The sequence below is a fragment of the Rhizobium sp. T1470 genome (assembly GCF_042140505.1).
GTDB lineage: Bacteria > Pseudomonadota > Alphaproteobacteria > Rhizobiales > Rhizobiaceae > Rhizobium > Rhizobium favelukesii.
Window position 1 is genome coordinate 317,188 of the sequence record NZ_CP148094.1, and the last position, 14,820, is coordinate 332,007.

Consider the following 14,820-nt stretch of genomic DNA (forward strand, 5'->3'; position numbering starts at 1 on the left):
TTTGCCTCCTTCATCCCTTTACAGCGCCGAAAGTTAGGCCGCCGACGATTTGTTTTTGAAGTGCTAGCGTTACGATGATGACCGGCAGCGAGTAGAGGACGGCTGCGGCGGTCATCGCCCCCCAGGCAAGCCCGTAGACCGAATTGTATTCGGCGATGACGATCGGCGCCGTTTTGGTCGCCTCGGACGTCAACAGCAGCGCGTAGAGAAACTCGTTCCAGCTTGTGATGAAGGTGAAGAGCGCGGTGACCGCTATCCCCCCTGTCGTGACCGGAAGGACGATCTTTCGAAACGCCTGGAATCGTGTGCAGCCATCCATGCGCGCCGCTTCTTCGAGCTCCTTCGGTATGCCCTCGAAGAAGGCGGACATGAGCAGCAGGGCCAGTGGTACCGCGGCCGATGTGTGAGCGAGCACCAGGCCTGGAATGGTATCGAGCAGACCCAGCGACTTCAAAAGCTGGAACAGTGGCACCCCAAGCGCCACCGACGGCACCATGCGCGTCACCAGTGCGAAAAGCAGGAAAATGGTGGTGATCCGGCGCCGGTACTGGGTGGCAACGTAAGCAGCAGGCACGGCCACTGACAGTGAGAGAGCAGTCGTCAGCACCGCGACGGTGAGAGAACTGACGAAGGCTCTCGGCAAGGTTGAGGATCGCAGCACTTCGCGAAAGTTCTCGAATGACACGACAGCTGGAAAGAAGCTTGGCGGGATCTGCTGGACATCAGCCGCCGGCTTTATGGAGGTCATAAGCAGATAAATGTAAGGCAGCGCGTAGGATAGCACTAACACGAGGGCTGCCGCGTTGATCAGGACTCCACTGACATTGAGGCGGGGAGCTCTATGCATGTACCGGCCTCCAAATCTTCCAATAGGCGACCGCCGCCAAAAACATCATCACGATGAGAAACAACGTTCCGGAGGCGGACGCCTCCCCAAGATCGCCGAACCGAACCATGCGCTGGTAGATATTCATCGAGAACACCTCAGAAGCATGACTGGGACCACCCTGTGTCTGTATCCAGATCAGGTCGAATGTCTTTGCAGCATCCACGCCCCGCACGATCACGACGACGGCGATCACCGGCCGCATCAGAGGAAGAGTGACATGCCAGAAGCGCTTGAGCGCATTCGCCCCGTCGATCCGTGCTGCCTCCAGCAGGTCTTTTGGGATGTTCGTCAACCCCGCATAGGACACAAGGGCGACAAAGGAGGTGGTCAGCCAAATGTCAGCAAAGGAAACAGAATAGATGACGATATCTTCGCTGGACAACCATGCGATAGCGTCGGGATCGCTGATGAGACCCAAGCGGACGAGTCCATAGTTCAGAATGCCGATATTGCCGACGAGCAGAAATCGCCACAGCAAACCCGCGACAATGGGCGGAACCATCAACGGCAGAGCGAAGATCGTGCGATGCCACCGCGATTTACCGGCAAGCGCCGAAAAAAGCAGCGCCGCAGAGAAGCCAAACGTAAACTCGAAGAACAGCGCGAAGACCGAATACTGAAGGGTCCGCAGAGCGCTCTCTGCGACACGTTTCGATGTCAAGGCGTCGACATAGTTCTGCAGGCCGACCCATTCGCGTATATGAGGCGTGATCGTATCGACTTTGAAAAACGAATCGAATACCAGAAGCCCAACCGGATAAGCGACCAGCAGGCCGAGGATGGCGACTGCGGGCGCGAGCATGCAAAGTACAAATCGGTCTTCACCCGACATGTCCGTCTCCGAAAGCTAAGGGTGGGGCATATTTTGCCCCACGATGTTGAGGAATGTACGAGGCTAGTTGAGAATGTCCTCGATCGTTTCCTTGGCTTCCGTCAGGACCTCCCCGATATCTGCCTTGCAGGTGAGTGCCTGCTGGATAGCCGGCAAAACAGCTTCATCGACTATTTCTTGATATTTTTCATTGATCGGCCGGCCCTGCGTGGCAGGAGCACTCAGCGTCTCAAGAAGCGGGGGGAAGTGCTCATAACCGGTCTTGCCTGAATAGCTACGATAGGCGGAATTCGTCGCGGCGAGGCCGAGGGGAGCTTCGATACCCAAGGCATTATTGGCGATGGCAAACGAGATGAATTTTTTCGCCGCGTCCTTGTGCTGGGATGTTGAGGGAACGACGTTGTACCAAGGGCCGGGAATAGCGGCGATTCCGGCGTCACCGGCCAGCATTGGCACCACGCCGACCTTGCCACTGACCTTTGAATCCGGAGGCGTCATCTTGTAGGCGTGCGCCCAAAACTTCATCATCGCGGTCTTGCCCTGGTAGAACAGGTTCTGCGCCTCGCCCCAGCCGATCTCGTTCACATTTTCAGGAACAGAATGATCAATACAGTGCGGCGCGATGTAAAATTCAAGTGCCTTCTTGTGGGCCTCATTGTCGATGATGACTTGCCCGTCCTTATCGAGGATCACCCCTGGCGAACCCGCCTGCAGCACATGCGTCATCCACTCCTCTGAGAACGTGCCGATGGTGTCGGCGCCCCAGAAGTCAGTCTTTCCATCACCGTCAGTGTCACGCGTGAAGAATTTCGCAATGTCGCGCCACTGTTGCCAGGTTTTGGGTGGCGCCAGAGGATAGCCATACTTGGCCTGAAAAGCTTCCTTTTCCTCTGCCTTTTCAAATAGATCCTTGCGGTAGAACACGATCTCGGCATTGGCCCAGGCAGGCATGCCGATCAGCTTGTCACCGACCTTCGCATCGGCAAGCAAGACAGGCGGCAGATCCGCACGAACCGCATCGGTGAAAAGAGGTGCGAGGTCTTCGACATGGTCTGCAAACTTCGCATTCCACACGACGTCGATCGTCACGACATCGAACGCGGAAGAGCCAGAGGCGATTTCGGCTGAGAACTTGTCAAAGACACCCTGATAGGGAACGATCGTGAAGTTCACCTTGATGCCTGTTTCGGCAGTAAACTTCTCGGCGACCGCCTTTTGCAACATTTCGCCGCCGCCCTCGACCAGGATATTGATGGTTTCGGCGTTGGCAGCGGCGGCCATGAAAACAAGCGCGAGTGCGCTCGCACCAAGCAATTTCTTCATCGATACCTCCCATTTGGCTCGTTGCGCCTTGCACTGAGCCCTCCTTCTTGCCGCGAACATAGTCCCCGTATGACGACGTTGTCAACGTCTGATGTCGACGTTGTCATAGAAATATGTCGACGTTGTCATGAGCTTGCTTTAAAAGGGACCCCAACAAGGAGAGAAGCGGGTATGGTCAGCATAGTCAGCGTCGCGAAAGTGGCGGGGGTTTCCAACAAAACCGTGTCTCGGGTCATTAACGGCGAACCATATGTGACCGAGGAAACGAGGGAGAGGGTAGAAAGGGCAATTCGAGACCTCGGATACGTACCCAATATGGCCGCGCGCCAAATACGCTCAAGTCGCTCCAACACATTTGGCATAATCGCTGACTACGTGTCGACGACGCCATATTCAGTGGATATCGTTCGCGGGATACAGGATTGGGCTAATGTTAACGGCAAAACCATCCTGATGGCAAACACCGGCGGTGCGTTCGAGCAGGAAATTAAAATTTGGAGAATGTTCCAATCGCATCGCATCGACGGTGTTCTCTACATAACGATGTACCATCGCATCATTGACCCCGAAACCGGCGATGTCAGCATCCCCACGGTGATGATCAACTGTCGGCCTCAAACGAGCGAGTTGTTGCCATCGATCGAACCCGATGACTACCAGGGTGCTCAGGATCTGACACGCTATCTGCTTGAAAGGGGCCATCGAAAGATCGGCTACATCCGGCTCAATCCCATTTTGCTTGGCGCGGAGCTGCGGCTCGATGCATTCCGCAAAACCGCCGGGGACTTCGGCCTTGCAGAGAGCGATCTGACTATCCGTCTCGGGATGGAAGGACCGGTAGGAGCAGAGAAGAACTACGTTTTTGCTGCCGCCACCGAGATGCTTCAACAAAAGGATCGACCGACCGCGATCATGAGCGGCAACGACGAAATGGCGATCCAAATCTACATCGCGGCCATGGCGTTGGGTCTCCGCATCCCCGAGGATGTCAGTATTGTCGGCTTTGACGATTTCCGGACGGTTTCCTTGGCGCTGAAGCCGGAACTGACCACTGCGGCCTTGCCTTATTACGATTTAGGTCTGGAAGGGGCGGAATTGTTGAATAGCGTGGTGGCGGGAAGCAAGGCTCGTCCGAGCAGTCGCGTTATGCCCTGTAAACTGGTCGAGCGAACTTCGGTGTGCTCGTTGTAATCTGACTCACGAGCGGGAGCGCCTGGTTGAGCGAGCATTCGGCCGATTTTTCAGCGCGTACGCGGCAAGGAAAGAGGTAATTATGAGGACATGGCGGATAATAACTGGATGTTGAAATAGGCCCCGCTGGTTCAGCCAGGCTGCGTCGTAGGATCTGACTTATCGGTGATCATGACACGCGGTGTGACGCACTGGCCCTCCAGGAGCTTTCGCATTAGCTTCAAGGCCGCCTTCTTGTTCCGGGGGCTTTGGATCAGAGCATCGAGACATAACCATTGGCATCGATGGCGCGCCACAGCCAGTATTTGTTGCCCTTGATAGCAACGACCATTTCGTCCAGATGCCATCTGTCGGCAAAACTTCCCCTGGAGCGCAGCCGGATGGCACGGGCATATTTCCGGCCGAACTTGGCAGCCCATCCCGCGAGTGTCTGGAACGAAACTCCAATGCCTCGCTCAGCCAGCAGATCTTCAACGTGACGCAGGTGGAAAGCGGAAGTAGAGCCACACAGCATGCGCTATAATCTCAGCGGGAAAAACCATGACGCTTGTAGCGGTGCGTCATAACATCGGTCGGCGGGTTCGGGCTCCTGCCTGTAAACACCGCCGCAAATGTTAAGGCGACGCTGCCTTCTGATCTGTGCAGGGGCGACGGTCATCTCTCTCGCAATTTGAAAGGATTACCCGATCGAGTCATGGCCTTTCCACAGACAAACGGCCATCCGGCGCTGACCGAAATGTTCTCCAGGGAAAATACGGGTATCTCTTCGCCAATTTGGCTATTCATTCTTCCATCTGCCATAGCGGCTGCCATACCGGCGCCCGCGAAAGGCGCCTTGATCGGCCAGGTCCTCTCTGGGCGCGCGCGCCAGCGTTCCTTCATCTCGATCTTCACCGCGACCGGACCAACACTGCCGAACATCGCAAAAACGAAACGCCGCCATGAACACGTGGCGCGAGATCACCCTGTCGACCGCGGCATAAACTGGAACCATGGTGGCCATGCTGTGCCCCAACCAAGTTAAGGCGACGCTACCGCTTAGGCCAGCTGGAAATCGCCGAGCATGCTGTAGGAGGGTAATGCCCTATTGGCATAGAGGCCGCGGCGGAGGATGACGCGGTCGGAATGCGGGCGAGCAACGACCTGGTCAAGGCTCCATGCTTCCAGGATCATCAGGTCTGCGGGACGCCCGACGCCGATCCTGCCGGTGTCGATGCCCAAAATGCCGGCCGGTGCCGGTCCGGCAAGCGCGGTCGCATCCGCGTAAGGGTGGTCGAGATGCAAGATGCGCACCGATTGCCGCCAGGTGTCGAGCATGTCGTGATCGCCATAGGCAAAGAACGGGTCACGGCAATTGTCGCCGGCGACTGCTACCGGAATGCTGGCCGCCCGCATCTCCTGCACGGGCGTTACCCCGCGCCAGCGCGGCGTGCGGCCACCTTGGCGGTCCTGGAGATACATGTTGACGGTTGGCAACGTGATAATCGAAACGCCGGCATCGGCGATCAGGGCGATCCTGTCGCGCAACTCCTCTTCCTTCAACAGTGCAAGCGAGCAGCAGTGACCGCACGTCACGCGACCCTCGTAGCCATGGCGGATGGCGGCGCGCGCAACATGCGGCAGCGCATCGGCCTGTGCCGCCTCGTCGACATGCAGGTCGACATCCAGTTCCCGCTCCTTCGCCAGCGCAAACAGCCGGTCGAGCAGCTGGTCGATATCGTCAAGGCCCGAGGCATGCGTGCCCCCGGAGGCGCGCGTCACGCCGCCGAGCAAGCCGCCATGGCCGGCAACGATATCGGCAAGGCGAGCGCCATAGTCACCGCGATAGGCATCGAGCGGGACGAGGCCGGCAGCCTGCAAAAGGATGTGGCCTTTCCAGCGTTCGCGAGCTTCGGCAAACACGTTCCAGGTGATCTCCGCCTGCCCCTCGTGACTGTCGAGATGAGTGCGAATGGCTGCCACGCCATGAGCGTCGGCCGTAGCAAGGCCGAATTCCATCCGTCGCACAAGGTCGTCGGCAGTCCAGTGGGCAAGGCGGTCTGCCGTCGTTGCAGAGCGCGCGCCGGGGTGTGTGCCGCCAGAATCCGGCGCCCGTCCCAGAGTGTGACCTTTGTCGAGATGAGCGTGGGCGTCGACCAGAAGTGGCCAGACATGGCGGCCGTCCAGAGCGACTGCATCGTCGCTGCTATCGGCAACGGCGGGCGTTATGGCGCCGACCCTGCCATCCTCGATCAGAATATTGACGAGAGCTGAACCGTCGCGGTCCATCTCTGCGTCAACAGGCATGCCATCGCAAAGCAGCGCCACCGGCACGCGCGCCTTTGTGAGACGGATGCGTTCTGCTCTCGCCAGACGGGCGGCAAGGCGTGGAAACATGGAAAGATCGTTCATGGCGGGAGTCTCTATCGGATGGTTGCTAAAGCGTTCCACTCTCGTCGAACGAGGCGAGCAGACGCTCCTGCGCGAATTGCATGAAATGGCTGCCGGCAGGCGAAAGCGAGCCGCGGGCGCGGTGGAGGATATTGAGCCTTTGCAGCGAGCCGGTTCCCGTCAGCGGGATGAAGACGAGGTCGCCGGACGCCATTTCTCGGTCGACGTCGAGCCGGTTGAGGAAGGTGATATGCGGGGTTGTCTTGGCAAGGCGCTTCATCAGTTCCATCGAATTGGTCTCAACGACAGGAACAAGGCTAGCACGCGCCGGCGCGGTTGCCTCGACGACCTCGCGCAGCGACAGCGATCGATCCGCCAGAACCAGCGGATAGAGGAGACAGTCCGACATGCGCACAGTCTTGCGCGTCGCGAGTGGGTGGCCAGGTGCGACGACCGCTCCCAGCGCATGGCGGAATTCAGCGGCACGTTGCAAGCGGGTATCGTCCGACAGGTTATAGGCGATGGCGAGATCGGCCTGACCGAGCGCCACCATCTCCGCGACGGTCGTCCTGTCGCCAACCATGATCCGTAGGCTGACCTGGGGATGCTTTTCGCGGTAGGCGGCAACGATCTCGGCAATCCGGCCGGCAGCAAGTGTCGCCATGGTCGCCAGCACCACCTCGCCGCGATTGAGCCCTTTGAGGGACTGGATCTGTGCCCGCATCCGCTGATGCGCCTGAAGGGTCTCGCGAATGTGCTGGATCAGGATCTCGCCGGAACTCGTGAGCTTCAGGCCGCGCTGCAGGCGCTCGAAGATGGGCGCCTGCAGCTCTTCCTCAAGCTCCAGAATGTAGCGGTTCACCGCAGAGGCGGCGACATTCAATCTCTTCGCCGCCTTGCGAATGGAGCCCTGTCGGGCCACCTCGTCGATGTAGCGCAGCGCGCGTCCATGAAGCATGATTGGTCCATTGCCTGACGGGAGTCGGATTGACTGTTCCACGATGTCACCGCAGCGGACCATCTTCAACGTCACTTCTTGGCGAAATTGGCGTTGATGCGCCGGGTCAGGTATTCGCCGGCCGTGATCGCTTCATATTTGCCGAGCGGCCCCTGCATGATGGCATCACGGTTTGCCTGGCAGAAGAAGGGCAGGGACAGGCGGCGTCCCATATACTCATCCTCGCGCGGCATGCGTACCCGGTGCAGCGTCGACTGCAGCTGGTCATCCGACCAGCGCATCAGCATGTCGCCGATGTTGCAGGTAATGTAGCCCTTGCGCGGCGGAACATCCGTCCATTCATGCAGGGCGGCATCCTTGCCCGGGCACACCTGAAGCCCGCCTTCGCCTTCCTTCTGGTGAAGGATGGTCAGGCAATCGAAATCCGAATGGGCGCCGGCACGCCACGACGTGAAGTCCTCCGGCTTGGCGCCTTCCATCGACATATAGTGGATGAGACGCAGCGTCGACTGATATTGGTCCGAAGACGGATCATGCGCCTTCGTGAAAAAGTCCTCGGTGAAGCCCATCGTCAACGCAAAGCAGGAGAGAATGCGCATGCCGAGTTCCCAGTTCTGGCGCTCGAAGCGCAGCATCTTGTCTCGGAAGGTCGGAAGGTCGTCTTCGCTCGGCCACAGGTTCAGGCGGATCATGTCCGGCCGGGTAATCTGGAAGCTTTCCTTGTTATCCGGCGTGCCGGTGGAGGGGCGGACCTGCGCCTTGAATTCCCAGCCGGCATTGATGCCCTTCGGCATCGGCGGTTTCGCCTTCACCTCCGTCGGCAGTTCGAAGAACGTCCATGCCGTGTCGAACGCCGCGTCGATACCGTCCTGGTCGATGCCGTGATTGTAGACCTGGAAGAAACCGATCTCGACCGACGCCTGCCAGAGCGCGTCGGCGATCTCGTGCTTGCGGTTGTCGAAATCCGCAAGGTCGATGACGGGGATTTCCCGGTCGACCGTTGTGCCCACGCCACCGATGATCGCTTCCTTGGCCAGTTCGGCGAGTGTGTCTGTCTGGATATTCATGCCATTCTCCTGGGTGAATGCCGGCGAACCGGCGGTTGAGGAGCAATGTCCGGGTGGTGCCCGACTGCTTCTACTCCGGGGTGGGTTCAGCCGTTTTTCGGCACGCTCCAGGGAAAGAGGAGCTTCTGTGTCAAAACGACGGCCTGAAACAGCAGGAGCGACATTGCGGCGAGCACCAGCAGCCCGGCCCAAGCTTGTGGAAGCTTGAACAGCGACGTCGACAGCTGAATGAAATAGCCGACGCCAGCTTCCGACGCGCAGAACTCCGCAACCACGGCGCCGATGACGGCAAGCGTGATCGAGATTTTCAGGGCCGAGAAGATGTAGGGTACCGCAAAGGGCAGGCGGATCTGGGTGATCTCGCGCAGGCCCGTGGCGCGCAAGCTGCGCGACAGCTCGATGAGTTCCGGTGGGGTTGCCGCAAGGCCCGTTGCCGTGGAGACGACAATCGGGAAAAACGTGATGAGAGAAGCGATGACGATGCGCGGCGCATCGCCGGCCCCGAGCACCACGATGATGATGGGCGCAATCGCAACCACCGGCGTCGACTGCACGACGACTAGCAGCGGATAGAGCGTTCGCGATAGGAACGGCGAGCGCATCATGAAGACCGCGAGCGGAATGGCGATGGCAATAGACATAGCGTAGCCGATGAGTGCCACGCGCAGCGTCGCAGCGATGTGACCCGCCCAGCGTTCGAAGCCGATAGACGAGAACGAGCCAAGTATGGCGCTCGGGGCGGGCAGCAGATAGGTCGGGATCGACAGAAGCCATGCTGCCCCTTCCCACAACAGGACAGCACCGACCAAGGCTGCCACAGTCGTGAGGCCCGGCAATGTTAGCACGTGCTTGAGCGGGGCGACCGGCTTTCCGCTCTGCACGACGTCATGCCGCGTGACGGTTGAGGAGTAGATCGCGGAGGTAATCGGAGAGGTCATGGATCGCCTTGTCCTTTGCAGTTTCGGGGCTGCGCGTGCGGCCGACGGGAACGGTGACTTCGGTCAGGATCGAGCCTGGCCTTTCGGTCATCACCAACACGCGGTCCGACAGCAGCGCCGCCTCGCTGACGGAATGCGTGATGAAGACCACGGTTTTGGGACGCTCGGAGAAGATGCGCAGCAGATCAAAGCCCATCACCTCGCGCGTCAGGGCATCCAGCGCCGAGAAGGGTTCGTCCATCAAGAGGATGTCCGGGTCCATGAGGAGCGCGCGGGCAATACCAACGCGCTGTTGCATGCCGCCGGAGAGTTCCTCCGGAAGGCGCTTCTCGAAGCCGGAGAGCCCGACCATCTTCAACAGTTCGCCCGCCCGCTCGCGGTCCTTTGGCGTCACCCTGCCGGTCTTGTGGCGCGCTGGGAACACGACATTGTCTTCGACATTCGCCCAGGGAAGCAGCGTCGGCTTCTGGAAGACGATACCGATGTCGTCACGCGGAGCTTCCACCCGCAGACCGAAGACGGCCACCGAGCCGGATGTCGGCTTCAACAGGCCGGCGATCATTCGCAGCAGGGTCGATTTCCCGCATCCCGAAGGGCCAAGGATCGAGACGAACTCATGCCGTGCCACATCGAAACTGACGTCGCGCAGCGCTTCGGTGGGTCCGGACCGGGTCTTGAAGACCTGGCCCAGCTTGTCGAAGCGGATAGCGGGCATCGCCATGGCGGTTACTCCGTTGCGGCCAACGTGCGGTTGACCACGGTTTCGGGATCGAGCTTGGCCGGATCGATGTCCTGCGCTTGGGAGACGCGGCGCCAGGTCTCGGCGAGGCGGGCGATTTCGAAAACCCCAATGCCATCCTTCTTCGTCACCTCGTTGAAGATGAGCGGCAACGTGTCCTTGAGCGATCCTTCCACATCTTCGGAGCCGAGCTCCGGGACGATGGCGGTTACCGCCTCGGCGGCCTTCGTCGGATTCCCCTTGGCGAACTCGACGGACTTCTTGTAGGCCGCGACGAAGCGGGCGGCGACCTGCGGACGCTTGGCAAGGAAATCGTCGCTGGCGATGAGAGATGCAGAATAGAGCTCAAGGCCTGCCGCGGACCACGGCAATGCAACGATCTCCTTGCCGGCTTCCTTGCCCTGGTTGCTGTAGCGCGTCAGGTCCGTCATCCACGCGATGATGCCATCGGCATGGCCGGTCATCAGCATGGGGCCGAGCGCGCCGGGATCGGCCTTGATGAGCTTCACATCCGCCATGTCGATACCGGCATCCTGGAGCACCAGTGGCAGATAGACATTCGAGGACGTGAAAGGCGACGTCGCGATCGTCTTGCCCTTGACGTCCGCAACGCTTGCGATCGAGCCGCCCTTGGCGACGTAGAAGGCATGTGGTCCCTTGTTGAACAGCGACATGACGGCGGTGACCTTCACACCTTCATTGGCGCGCGCAGCCATCAGGGCGCCGATATCGGAAACACCGATGTCAGAGGACGCGGCGGCAAGGCGCGAGATCGCATCGGTCGAGCCACGACCCGAGGCAATCTCCACGTCCAGACCGGCCTTCGAACAGAAGCCTTCGTGGATGCAGACATAGATCGGCGCCTTGTCACCACCAGGCAGCCAATCGAGCTGAAAGATCACCTTGTCGGCGGCACATGCCCCGCCGGCAGAAAGGGTTGCGGCCAGTGCATAGAAGACAAGCTTGGTGCGAGGCATGGGTCGACCTTTCGCAGTTAGTGTTCTGTTTTTAAGAACGGATAGAGATTGGCGATGCGCTCTGGATCGAAGCCATCCGCGACGAGCCTGGCAATCGCGCAATCGCGCTTTGCGGGACGCTTGCTGCTCAGACACGCAAAGCAGCGGTGTGAGCGAAGTTCGTCAGATGCGGCGTCGATCTCCACGAGTCCCAGGGCGGGATAATGAAATTTCCCTCGCATTTGAACATCTCCTCGACAGATTCACCCGTCGAGCAATGTCCAGAACCAAGGTTCAGACCGCTTCTACTCGCAGGTCTTTGTCCCATGATTGTCAGGCGTTCTGCAAGATTTTTGATGCATTAATTCTTATGCTGAAAAAGTAGGCATTATGCCCCATACTCTGGTTCGAAACCTGCAGCGCCGTCACTTAAACATTGAATCCAAAGACGAAATTTCGCCGCGGTCGATCGGGGAAATGCTGAAGAAATTAGCGTCCTAATATTTAGGACGCTCGGCACGTAATTTTCTTGTCGTGCCCTCGACTTGCAACAGCATATTTCGGCTCATTTTTTTGAGCGATCGCCGCATGAAGCCTCGGCGTCTTCGATGGTCTGGCACGGCGCCTAGGGGCGAGGCCTCCGGGGTGACGATAGTGACATCCCTTTTCCATGACGCGATCGAGCTTGTTTCGCTCAGAAACCTGGAGGCTGACGAGCGTTTTTCGGTTGACCTTCAGGTGAGGTTCAAGGTTATGACTGCTCGTCATTGAGCGAAGGAGGGGAAACGGTGAAACGCAATTTGCACGTGGTCAGCACCGTTTCCCATTTCGCCCGATCCTGCGCATCCGACCGGCTTATGGCTCTCCGAGCTGACTCACCCCCACGACGTCTTCGCCGCCATTGGATACGAGCAACGTATCGTCAGCCCCAAAGGTGGCGTCTCGGCTCTGGAACCACGCGCACTTAAATGGCCGCTTCTGGGCGCAGCGGCGAAGGAGCTCGACGATCCGAAGCGAATGGCACTGTTATCCACGACCGCCCACCCGAACGACATCAATCCGGCCGACTACGATGCCATCTACTTCACTGATGGCCATGCGTTCATGTGGGACTTTCCCGACGATGAAGGACTGCAGCGGATCACTCGCGTCATCTGGGAAAAGGGCGGAATCGTCTCGTCCGTCCAGGACCGACGGCAACTACCGTTCCTACGATCGGGAGGACCTGTCGTTCAGCTTGCGGTTGTAGTACCGGCGTCGAACGCGCCGTCCTGACGCATGGTCACGTTGTGCGGCCTTCGCCATGAGCAGGGCCTTGTCTGCCGGATCGCGACGCCCAACGAAAGCGCACGTCACCCTGCAAGCGTATTCAGCGTCATTGGGACACGCGGATCCGGACCAAAGGTCCGCATGGGAGGTCGAACACTGCCGTTTGAGGTCACGGCCACTTGCCTCATCGAAAAACATCGGCGCGTTCGTCGGCGAGGCGGTTCTGAGCGCAGGGATGGGCAGCGTGATCCCCATTGCGGCGCTGATCCTGGTTCTGGTCGTCCGTCGTGGATCTGCGAGCGTGCCGGCGATCGAGGCCCGAATAGGGAACTGCGACAGGTTCCATTACGAGCCAAAAGTGTCCTCCTGGCTCATGAAGCGGAAGACCAGATCGGCGCATTCGTCTGATCCCGCGTTACCTCTCCGGGCTCCCCAGCGAACGCCACAGAAAGGAATTCATCCATGACAAGAATAGCAGGCGTCGTCGTGTTCAAGGCCAAGCCGGGCCTGGGCGAGGAAGCAGCAAAAAGAATCGCGGCAGCACTGCCCGCGGTCGAGGCGGAAGCAGGCACGACGCTCTGGCTCGTCCTGCACTCGAACGCCAGTGCGGACACGATCTACCTCGTCGACCTCTTCGACAGCGAAGGAAGCCTCAACGCCCATATGACGGGCAGCGCCGCAAGCCAGATTTTCGCGACCGTGCCCGAGTTGCTGGCCGCAGAACCCGAACTGCATCCGAGCACGGTGATTGCGTCGAAGCCAGCCGCATAGGGCGTCTGGAGGCTCAAACCCCGCTTTTGCCGACCATCTCCGGGCATCAATATTGGCCAGACAAATATTTCTCCGAAGCTGCGTTACCTCGGGGGAACCTGCATCGAACTTCCATACAGACAGGTCGAAACCGGCCGTCGCAGTCAGCAATCGAAAGCGCTGGCTTAACCTTCAGGAGAACCAATATGTCTGATCGTCTGATTTCTACGCTGGTAGCTGGCGCCTTCGCTGCCGCCTTCGCTGCCGCCTTCGGTACGCTTACGGTCGCCCCGGCCCATGCCCAGGACTTCACGGAGCAGCAGAAGAAAATCCAGGCCGGCAACACAGTCAAGGTAAAGTCCGGCAAGGTTGAGCCTTGCTTCGGCGTCGCGCTCAAGGGCCAGAACGATTGCTTTGCTGGCGCCGGCACGACCTGCGCGGGCACCAGCGCCGCCGACTACCAAGGCAATGCCTTCAAGCTGGTTCCGACCGGCACCTGCACGGGTATCTCGACCCCGAATGGAGCCGGCAGCCTGAAGCCCAAGGTCTAAACGCCTTACTGGCCGGGCCGCGAAGGCCCGGCCTTTCCCAACTTATCGGTCCTGTATAAGTCAAGGTAATTGCCATGCCGGAACGGACATTTATATCCTCGCAGACAATGATGCCGGAACGTGCGGGCGTCGGCCTGAAGGCTGAGCACTACCGGACGATCATGCAGACCTCGCCCGATGTCGGCTTCTTCGAGGTGCACGCAGAGAATTACATGGGCGCAGGCGGGCCACCGCATCGCTACCTCTCGGCCATCCGCGAACGCTATCCGCTATCGTTGCACGGCGTCGGCTTGTCGATCGGCGCTGATCGGCCCCTCGACAAGGATCATCTCGCTCGCCTCACGGAGTTGATCGATCGCTACTCTCCGGCACTGTTCTCCGAGCATCTCGCCTGGTCCAGCCACGACGTCGGCTTTCTCAACGACCTGCTTCCTCTGCCCTATACGGACGAGACACTCATGCGCGTCGTGGAGCATGTTGATCAGGTGCAAGAAGCACTTGGGCGCCAGATGTTGCTGGAGAACCCTTCCACCTATCTGGCCTTCGCCGAAAGCACCTGGACAGAGACCGATTTCATTGCGGAGATTGTCCGACGGACCGGATGCGGTCTTCTGCTGGACCTCAACAACATTCACGTCGCCTGCACCAATCAGAACTGGAACCCGATCGCCTACCTCGATGCCTATCCGCTTTCTCATGTGCAGGAGATCCACCTGGCCGGGTTCGCGCCCGACGTCGACGAAGAAGGCCGCCCGCTGCTGATCGACGCTCACGATCGCCCGGTTGCAGAGACCGTCTGGGGTTTGTTCGCCCATACGATCGAGTGCATCGGCCCGGTTCCAACCTTGATCGAATGGGATGCAAATCTGCCTGAGTGGCCGACACTGAAGGCCGAAGCAGAACGCGCGGAGTTGATCATGGCCGACATCGGCAACATTCGCCAGCGTGCAGCCATCCCCGTCTACGCGCGCTAACACTGGAGGAGGC

Annotated in this window: 14 protein-coding genes and 2 pseudogenes; 5 read left to right on the forward strand and 11 right to left on the reverse strand. The window is 59.4% G+C overall.

Features of this window, described 5'->3' with window-relative positions:
- Window positions 1–10: 10 nt before the first annotated feature.
- The 3 genes from WGT02_RS35860 to WGT02_RS35870 all read right to left on the reverse strand — a co-directional run bounded on the left by WGT02_RS35860 (window position 11) and on the right by WGT02_RS35870 (window position 3,044).
- Window positions 11–847, reverse strand: a complete 837-nt coding sequence (locus WGT02_RS35860) for a carbohydrate ABC transporter permease (protein ID WP_024318638.1) — start codon at window positions 845–847, stop codon at window positions 11–13.
- Window positions 840–1,721 carry a carbohydrate ABC transporter permease gene (locus WGT02_RS35865; protein WP_024318639.1) on the reverse strand — a complete coding sequence of 294 codons (882 nt, stop codon included), beginning with the start codon at window positions 1,719–1,721 and terminating at the stop codon, window positions 840–842. Before WGT02_RS35865 ends, WGT02_RS35860 begins: the two co-directional genes overlap by 8 nt.
- A gap of 63 nt (window positions 1,722–1,784) precedes the next feature.
- Complete coding sequence (locus tag WGT02_RS35870) at window positions 1,785–3,044, reverse strand: sugar ABC transporter substrate-binding protein (RefSeq protein ID WP_208245648.1); 1,260 nt, start codon at window positions 3,042–3,044, stop codon at window positions 1,785–1,787.
- Window positions 3,045–3,215: 171 nt separating this feature from the next.
- On the opposite strand from WGT02_RS35870, the gene WGT02_RS35875 reads away from it, so the two are divergent.
- Complete coding sequence (locus WGT02_RS35875; protein ID WP_024318641.1) at window positions 3,216–4,235, forward strand: LacI family DNA-binding transcriptional regulator; 1,020 nt, start codon at window positions 3,216–3,218, stop codon at window positions 4,233–4,235.
- 138 nt (window positions 4,236–4,373) lie between these two features.
- On the opposite strand, the pseudogene WGT02_RS35880 reads toward WGT02_RS35875, so the two are convergent.
- The 8 genes and pseudogenes from WGT02_RS35880 to WGT02_RS35915 form a co-directional block, all read right to left on the reverse strand.
- Window positions 4,374–4,799: pseudogene (locus tag WGT02_RS35880) on the reverse strand (IS6 family transposase); the annotation flags it as partial.
- A 214-nt stretch (window positions 4,800–5,013) separates the two neighbouring features.
- The gene (locus WGT02_RS35885) at window positions 5,014–5,238 is read right to left on the reverse strand and encodes a hypothetical protein (RefSeq protein WP_208245309.1); all 225 of its coding nucleotides are present in this window, start codon (window positions 5,236–5,238) and stop codon (window positions 5,014–5,016) included.
- Between the two features lie 35 nt (window positions 5,239–5,273).
- Window positions 5,274–6,626 (reverse strand): cytosine deaminase, encoded by a 1,353-nt coding sequence (locus WGT02_RS35890; RefSeq protein WP_208245307.1) that lies wholly within the window; start codon window positions 6,624–6,626, stop codon window positions 5,274–5,276.
- Window positions 6,627–6,651: 25 nt separating this feature from the next.
- Window positions 6,652–7,632, reverse strand: a complete 981-nt coding sequence (locus tag WGT02_RS35895) for a LysR family transcriptional regulator (protein ID WP_208245305.1) — start codon at window positions 7,630–7,632, stop codon at window positions 6,652–6,654.
- A 2-nt stretch (window positions 7,633–7,634) separates the two neighbouring features.
- Window positions 7,635–8,630, reverse strand: coding sequence for an isopenicillin N synthase family oxygenase (locus WGT02_RS35900; RefSeq protein ID WP_208245303.1), 996 nt, complete (start codon window positions 8,628–8,630; stop codon window positions 7,635–7,637).
- A gap of 86 nt (window positions 8,631–8,716) precedes the next feature.
- Window positions 8,717–9,511, reverse strand: coding sequence for an ABC transporter permease (locus WGT02_RS35905; protein ID WP_208245647.1), 795 nt, complete (start codon window positions 9,509–9,511; stop codon window positions 8,717–8,719).
- A gap of 4 nt (window positions 9,512–9,515) precedes the next feature.
- Entirely contained in the window at window positions 9,516–10,289 is a 774-nt protein-coding gene (locus WGT02_RS35910) for an ABC transporter ATP-binding protein (RefSeq protein WP_024316425.1), read from the reverse strand.
- Window positions 10,290–10,294: 5 nt separating this feature from the next.
- Complete coding sequence (locus tag WGT02_RS35915; RefSeq protein ID WP_208245301.1) at window positions 10,295–11,284, reverse strand: ABC transporter substrate-binding protein; 990 nt, start codon at window positions 11,282–11,284, stop codon at window positions 10,295–10,297.
- Between the two features lie 767 nt (window positions 11,285–12,051).
- Here WGT02_RS35915 and WGT02_RS35920 point away from each other — a divergent pair.
- The 4 genes and pseudogenes from WGT02_RS35920 to WGT02_RS35935 all read left to right on the forward strand — a co-directional run.
- Window positions 12,052–12,448 (forward strand): annotated as a pseudogene (locus WGT02_RS35920) (type 1 glutamine amidotransferase domain-containing protein); the annotation flags it as partial.
- 546 nt (window positions 12,449–12,994) lie between these two features.
- The gene (locus WGT02_RS35925; protein ID WP_024316420.1) at window positions 12,995–13,303 is read left to right on the forward strand and encodes a putative quinol monooxygenase; all 309 of its coding nucleotides are present in this window, start codon (window positions 12,995–12,997) and stop codon (window positions 13,301–13,303) included.
- A 185-nt stretch (window positions 13,304–13,488) separates the two neighbouring features.
- On the forward strand, window positions 13,489–13,833 hold the full coding sequence (locus WGT02_RS35930; protein WP_208245299.1) for a DUF2282 domain-containing protein: 345 nt from the start codon (window positions 13,489–13,491) through the stop codon (window positions 13,831–13,833).
- A 74-nt stretch (window positions 13,834–13,907) separates the two neighbouring features.
- Complete coding sequence (locus WGT02_RS35935) at window positions 13,908–14,807, forward strand: DUF692 domain-containing protein (protein WP_024316418.1); 900 nt, start codon at window positions 13,908–13,910, stop codon at window positions 14,805–14,807.
- The last annotated feature ends 13 nt before the right edge of the window (window positions 14,808–14,820 follow it).

Excerpts from the sequence above, each read along its gene's own strand:
- WGT02_RS35860 (WP_024318638.1), bottom strand. The coding sequence starts at position 847 with ATGCATAGAGCTCCCCGCCTCAATGTCAGTGGAGTCCTGATCAACGCG.
- WGT02_RS35915 (WP_208245301.1), bottom strand. The coding sequence starts at position 11,284 with ATGCCTCGCACCAAGCTTGTCTTCTATGCACTGGCCGCAACCCTTTCT.
- WGT02_RS35910 (WP_024316425.1), bottom strand. The coding sequence starts at position 10,289 with ATGGCGATGCCCGCTATCCGCTTCGACAAGCTGGGCCAGGTCTTCAAG.
- WGT02_RS35935 (WP_024316418.1), top strand. The coding sequence starts at position 13,908 with ATGCCGGAACGGACATTTATATCCTCGCAGACAATGATGCCGGAACGT.
- WGT02_RS35870 (WP_208245648.1), bottom strand. The coding sequence starts at position 3,044 with ATGAAGAAATTGCTTGGTGCGAGCGCACTCGCGCTTGTTTTCATGGCC.
- WGT02_RS35930 (WP_208245299.1), top strand. The coding sequence starts at position 13,489 with ATGTCTGATCGTCTGATTTCTACGCTGGTAGCTGGCGCCTTCGCTGCC.
- WGT02_RS35885 (WP_208245309.1), bottom strand. The coding sequence starts at position 5,238 with ATGGCCACCATGGTTCCAGTTTATGCCGCGGTCGACAGGGTGATCTCG.
- WGT02_RS35925 (WP_024316420.1), top strand. The coding sequence starts at position 12,995 with ATGACAAGAATAGCAGGCGTCGTCGTGTTCAAGGCCAAGCCGGGCCTG.
- WGT02_RS35890 (WP_208245307.1), bottom strand. The coding sequence starts at position 6,626 with ATGAACGATCTTTCCATGTTTCCACGCCTTGCCGCCCGTCTGGCGAGA.
- WGT02_RS35900 (WP_208245303.1), bottom strand. The coding sequence starts at position 8,630 with ATGAATATCCAGACAGACACACTCGCCGAACTGGCCAAGGAAGCGATC.
- WGT02_RS35865 (WP_024318639.1), bottom strand. The coding sequence starts at position 1,721 with ATGTCGGGTGAAGACCGATTTGTACTTTGCATGCTCGCGCCCGCAGTC.
- WGT02_RS35875 (WP_024318641.1), top strand. The coding sequence starts at position 3,216 with ATGGTCAGCATAGTCAGCGTCGCGAAAGTGGCGGGGGTTTCCAACAAA.